Source organism: Streptomyces sp. CC53 (genome assembly GCF_001865245.1).
Classification (GTDB): domain Bacteria; phylum Actinomycetota; class Actinomycetes; order Streptomycetales; family Streptomycetaceae; genus Streptomyces.
Window position 1 is genome coordinate 29471 of sequence record NZ_MKXB01000144.1, and the last position, 5557, is coordinate 35027.

General features: G+C 76.6%; 3 protein-coding genes and 1 pseudogene. 2 read left to right on the plus strand and 2 right to left on the minus strand.

Annotated features, from left to right (window positions below; all coding sequences use genetic code 11):
* On the plus strand, positions 1–1952 hold a 1952-nt coding region (locus BJP40_RS14350; RefSeq protein WP_107416775.1), incomplete at its 5' end, for a LuxR C-terminal-related transcriptional regulator.
* A 301-nt stretch (positions 1953–2253) separates the two neighbouring features.
* Here the strand turns inward: BJP40_RS14350 and BJP40_RS14355 are convergent.
* Positions 2254–3282 (minus strand): ROK family protein, encoded by a 1029-nt coding sequence (locus tag BJP40_RS14355; RefSeq protein ID WP_071280699.1) that lies wholly within the window; start codon positions 3280–3282, stop codon positions 2254–2256.
* Positions 3283–3750: 468 nt separating this feature from the next.
* On the opposite strand from BJP40_RS14355, the gene BJP40_RS14360 reads away from it, so the two are divergent.
* On the plus strand, positions 3751–4731 hold the full coding sequence (locus BJP40_RS14360; RefSeq protein ID WP_071280789.1) for a LacI family DNA-binding transcriptional regulator: 981 nt from the start codon (positions 3751–3753) through the stop codon (positions 4729–4731).
* A gap of 203 nt (positions 4732–4934) precedes the next feature.
* Here BJP40_RS14360 and BJP40_RS14365 read toward each other — a convergent pair.
* Positions 4935–5557 (minus strand): annotated as a pseudogene (locus tag BJP40_RS14365) (tellurium resistance protein TerC); the annotation flags it as partial.

The window sequence follows — 5557 nt, forward strand, 5'->3', positions numbered from 1 at the left end:
CCGGCGACGGCGCGCCCGCGGTCCCGCCAACGCTGTCCGCCGGGGAGGCGCTGCGGTACGAGGCGGTCGCCCTGTTCGCCCAGCGGGCCGCCGCCGTCCTGCCCGGCTTCCGCGTCACCGACGGCAACGCCGCGGCCGTCGCCGACCTGGTGCACCGCCTGGACGGTCTGCCGCTCGCCCTCGAACTGGCCGCCGCCCGCATGCGGACGCTCACCCTGCGGGAGATCACCGAACGGCTGGACGACCGGTTCGCCCTGCTCACCGGGGGCAACCGCGCCGCCCTCCCCCGGCAGCGAACCCTGCGGGAGCTGATGGGCTGGAGCCACGACCTGTGCTCGGACCGGGAACGCACCCTGTGGGCGCGGGCGTCCGTCTTCGTCGGCGGCTTCGACCTGGAGGCCGCCGAAGAGGTGTGCGCCGGGCCGGGGCTGCCGGGGCCCGCCGTGGTCGACGCGGTGCACGGCCTGGTGGAGAAGTCGGTCCTCGTCCGGTACGAGCAGGACGGCCGGGCCCGCTTCCGCATGCTGGAGACGGTCCGGGCGTACGGGCAGGAGCGGCTCGCCGAGGCGGCCGAGGCCGTCCGGCTGCGCCGGAAGCACCGGGACCACTGTCTGGAGCTGGCGCGGCGGGCGGAGGGCGCCTGGTTCGGCCCCGGGCAGGTCGGATGGTTCGCCCGGCTGCACGGCGAGCACGCCAACCTGCGGGCGGCCCTGGACTTCTGCCTGCACACACCGGGCGAGGCGGCCGCGGGCCTCGCCCTGGCCTCGCTGCCCCGGCACTACTGGATCAGCCAGGGTGGTCTCGACGAGGGGCGCCGGTGGCTGGCCCTGCTGCTGGAGGCGGGCCCCGGCCGGGGTCCCGAGCACGTCGCGGCCTTGGGCACCCACCTGTACCTGGGGCTGATGCAGGGCGCGGTCGCCGAGACGGTGCCCGCGATCGACGTGTACGAGGCGGAGGCCGAGCGGATCGGGGACGCCTCGGGCCTGGCGTGGGCGCTGCACCACCGGGCACTGGCGGCGGCCTTCCGCGGGGAACTGGCCGCCGCGGCGGGGCTCTTCGGGGAGGCCGCGGCCCGTCACCGGGGCGGCGGCGACCTCGCCGGGGCCATGGAGTGCACGTTCAAGCACGCGATCGTGCTCACCATGCTCGGCCACACCGACCGGGCCCTCGCGCTGTGCCGGGAGTGCCGGAGTGTCACGTCGGCCCACGGGGAGACGTGGATCAGGGCCGACGCGCTCTTCGCGGAGTCCCTCATCCGGTGGGAGACCGGGGACCGGGGGGCCGCCGACGGGCTGGCGCGGCAGGCGATCCGGCTGCTGCGGCCGCTCGGTGACCTGTGGGGCATCGCGCTGTGCGTGGAGATCCTGGCGTGGAGCGCGGCGTCCGACGGCGGGACGCGACGGGCGGCCTGCCTGTTGGGCGTCCTGCGGTCCCTGTGGGAGGCCATCGGCGGAGCGCTGTTCGCCGCACCCTTCATGGCGGCGTCGCACGAGCGGTGCGAGCGGGAGACCCGGGGGGCGCTGCCGACGGCAGAGTTCGAACGGATGCTCCGCCACGGCGCGGGGCTCGACTTCGACGAGGCACTCTCCTACGTCCTGGAGGAGCCGTCGGCCCGGCTGCCGGACGATGTCCCACGGGACACGCCGTCGCCTGCGGCCGCGCGCACGGCACGGGCCGCCGCCCCTCCCCCGTCCCCGCGCAGCACCGCGCGTGCGGCCGGCTCCGCCGGCCCGTACTCCGGGACGGAGCTGACGCGGCGGGAGCGGGAGGTGGCGGACCTCGTCGCCGCGGGGCTGGGCAACCAGGAGATCGCGGCCCGGCTGGTCATCGCCCGCCGCACGGCGGAGAGCCACGTCGGGCGTGCCCTGGCGAAGCTGGGCCTGACGTCCAGGACGCAGCTGGCGGCCTGGGTGCACGAGCGGCGCGGGACGGGTGGGCCCACGGGCACCTGAACGGGGTGCCGCCGCGCGGCCGCGCGGTCGGCAGGGCGTACGCACCCGGCCGCCCGCCTGGCCGGCGCCCCACCCCGCGCCCTTCCCCTCCACTCGGCCGGGGACCGGCCCGCCGACCGCCCGACGCCCCGTCAACCGCCTCCGCCCGGAAGCCGTGCGCACCACTCCCCGCACGACGATCCGCGCCACCGCCCCACCGGACACCCACCCGGCCGACCGGCCGCCCGTCCGCCTGCCGTCCGACTGCGGCTGCGGCTGCGGCTGCGGGCTTCGGGCTGCACCCCACGCCCCCCGCCTCCTCCTACCTCCCTGCCGAGTACCGGACCAGCCCGCCGCCCGACGCCCCGTCCACCGCGCGCCGACCGGTTGCCGCACGCGCCACCGCAGCGGCCCCCAGGAGGCCCGCGTCCGTGCCGGTCTCCGCCGGGACCACCCGCAGGCCCTGGACGAAGGAAAGCGCGGCGTAGTCCCGCAGGGCGCGCCGCAGCGGCGCGAACAGCACGTCCCCCGCACCGGCCACTCCCCCGCCGACGACCGCGATGTCGACCTCGACCAGCGTCGCGGTGGCGGCGATCCCCGCTGCAAGGGCACGGGCCGCCCGGTCGAAGGAGGCCCGCGCGGCGGGGTCGCCGGTACGGGCGGACGCGGCGACGGCCGCCGCCGTGGCATCGCCGTCGATTCCGGGGCGCCAGCCGTTCTCCAGGGCACGCCGGGCGATGTGGGGACCGCTGGCGATCCCTTCGAGGCAGCCACGGCTCCCGCAGGGGCACGGGTCGCCGTCCAGATCGACACTCATGTGGCCGATATGGCCGGCGTTGCCAGTGGGGCCGGGGTGGAGGCGTCCGTTCAGGACGAGACCACCGCCGACGCCGGTGGAGACCACCAGGCACAGGGCGTTGGCATGGCCCCTGGCCGCGCCCTGCCAGTGCTCGGCCGCGGTCATGGCCACGCCGTCGCCGACCAGGGTGACCGGGAGACGGCCGCCGGTGGCCGCCCGGACCCGGTCGACCAGGGGATAACCGCGCCAGGCGGGGACGTTGACCGGGCTGACCGTGCCGGTCGACGCGTCGACCGGGCCCGCGCTGCCGATGCCGATCGCCTCCGCGTGCCGCCACAGCGGGGAAGCGGCCAGGTCGGCGAGGACCGCCTCCACCGCGCCCATGACCGTGTCGGCTCCCTCCCGTGCGGGCGTGGGCCGTCGGCTCCGGGCGTGGACCCGGCCGGAGCCGTCCACGAGCGCGCCGGCGATCTTGGTGCCGCCGATGTCCAGGGCCGCCACGATGTGGGCGCTCCGGTGCCGCGTGTGCGGGGACAGCGTCTCGGTGTGCATGGCCGTCGGATCCCCCGTCGTCGTTCGGTCGTAGCAGGTCGTGGCCCGCCCTCGTGCCGCGCGCGACGGGCAGGACGCCGGTCTCGCGGCCCGGTGGCACGTGGCCGTGCCCGGAGGTGGCGGCCTGCGCAGCTGCCGGGGACGCGCAGGGGCACGTGACGCCGTGGGCGCCGACACCCGCGCGGGACGTGTCGCTTCCCGACCACCGGACGCCCCGCGGCCCCGGCGCCCGCCGCACCCGACGGCGGACAGCGGGTCCGACGCCCCTGACGTGCCGTCGGACCTGCCGGCCGGATTGCCTCCGAGTGCAGTGTGCAAGCTTCTGACAACGTTGTCCAGGCCCTATGCTCAACCGTCGTACGAGTCGTACGGCAAGCCGACCGGAACAGGACAGGACTGCGCACCGTGGCCGACAACGCCAGGACCGCCCGAGGCCCCGCCGCCGCCCGCTACGGCACCCGGCCCACCATGAAGGACGTGGCCGCCCGCGCGGGCGTGGGGCTCAAGACGGTGTCCCGGGTGGTGAACGGCGAGCCGGGTGTCACCGCGGACACCGAGCGCCGCGTCCAGGAGGCCATCGAGGCCCTGGGGTTCCGCAGGAACGACAGCGCACGGGTGCTCCGCAAGGGCCGTACCGCGTCGGTCGGTCTGGTCCTCGAAGACCTCGCCGACCCGTTCTACGGGCCCCTCAGCCGGGCCGTGGAGGAGGTGGCGCGCGCCCACGGCGCCCTGCTGATCAACGGGTCGAGCGCCGAGGACCCCGGCCGGGAGCAGGAACTCGCGCTGGCGCTGTGCGCGCGCCGCGTGGACGGGCTGATCGTCATCCCCGCAGGGACGGACCACCGCTACCTGGAACCGGAGATCCGGGCCGGGATCGCCACCGTCTTCGTCGACCGGCCCGCAGGCCGCATCGAGGCCGACACCGTGCTGTCCGACAGCTTCGGCGGGGCCCGTGCGGGCGTCACCCACCTGATCGCGCACGGCCACCGCAGGATCGGCTTCATCGGCGACCAGCCGCGCATCCACACCGCCGTGGAGCGGCTGCGCGGCTACCGGGCGGCCCTGGAGGACGCGGGGCTGCCCGTCGACGACGCGTGGATGTCGCTCGGGTCCACCGACCCGGCACGGGTGCGGGAGGCGGTGGCGGCCATGCTGACCGGGCCCGCCCCGGTGACGGCCCTGTTCGCGGGCAACAACCGGGTGACCGTGACGGCCGTGCGGGAGCTCGCCGCGCGGGGACGCCCGGTCGCCCTGGTCGGCTTCGACGACATCGAGCTGGCCGATCTGCTGGGCATCACGGTGATCGCCCAGGACGCCGCCGCGTTGGGGCGCACGGCCGCGGAGCGGCTCTTCCACCGCCTGGAGGGCGCCCAGGGCCCGGCGGCGCGGGTGGAACTCCCCACCGTGCTGGTCCCCCGCGGCTCGGGCGAGATCCCACCGCGGCCATAGGGACACGGGCGCGGCGGGAGGGCTCGGGGCTCTGCGCCGCGATCCGCTCGCCGCCCGCCGCCCGCGGCGGCGCGGGCGCGGGCACGTGAGCGCCGGGGGCCGAGGGCGGACGGCCGTACAGGGGAGGCGCCGGCGGCGGACGCCCCCTCGGGTCAGTACGGGTGCGCCCTGGCGTGCCGGTCACCGGGGCGGGCGCCGGGCGCTCATGACGGTCGACGCGAGTCGTGGCGAGCGGTGTCGGGCACCCGGCCGGGGTGCGGACCGGCGTCCCGCACCGGCCGGGCGCCGGCGGCGCCGGGGGCCTGGCTCGCGACTTCCTCCTCCGGCCCTCCGCTGTCGCCTTCCTCGCCGCGGGTGGCGAGGAGGGACCAGACGATGGACACGGTGATGGTCACCACGATCACCCCGAGCGTCAGCGGGATCGGCAGCTTGCCCACCGGGGTCTCCGACAGGATGAGCTTCACGCCCGCGAAGGCGAGCAGCACGGCGAGCCCGTAGTGCAGGTAGGCGAAGCGGCGCAGCAGCCCGGCGAGGCAGAAGTACAGGCTCCGCAGGCCCAGGATGGCGAAGGCGTTCGCGGTCCACACCAGGAACGTGTTGGTGGTGATCGCCAGGACGGCGGCGACGGAGTCGACGGCGAAGACCAGGTCCGTGGCCTCGATGGCGACCAGCGCCACGAACAGCAGCGTGGCCACCCGCCGCCCGCCGACCCTAGTGAAGAAGCGGCCGCCGTGGTACCTCGGGTCCGTGGGCACGATCTTCTTCACCAGGCGGACGACGGGGTTGCGGTCGGGGTGGACCTCCTCGTCCTTGGAGACGGCCATCT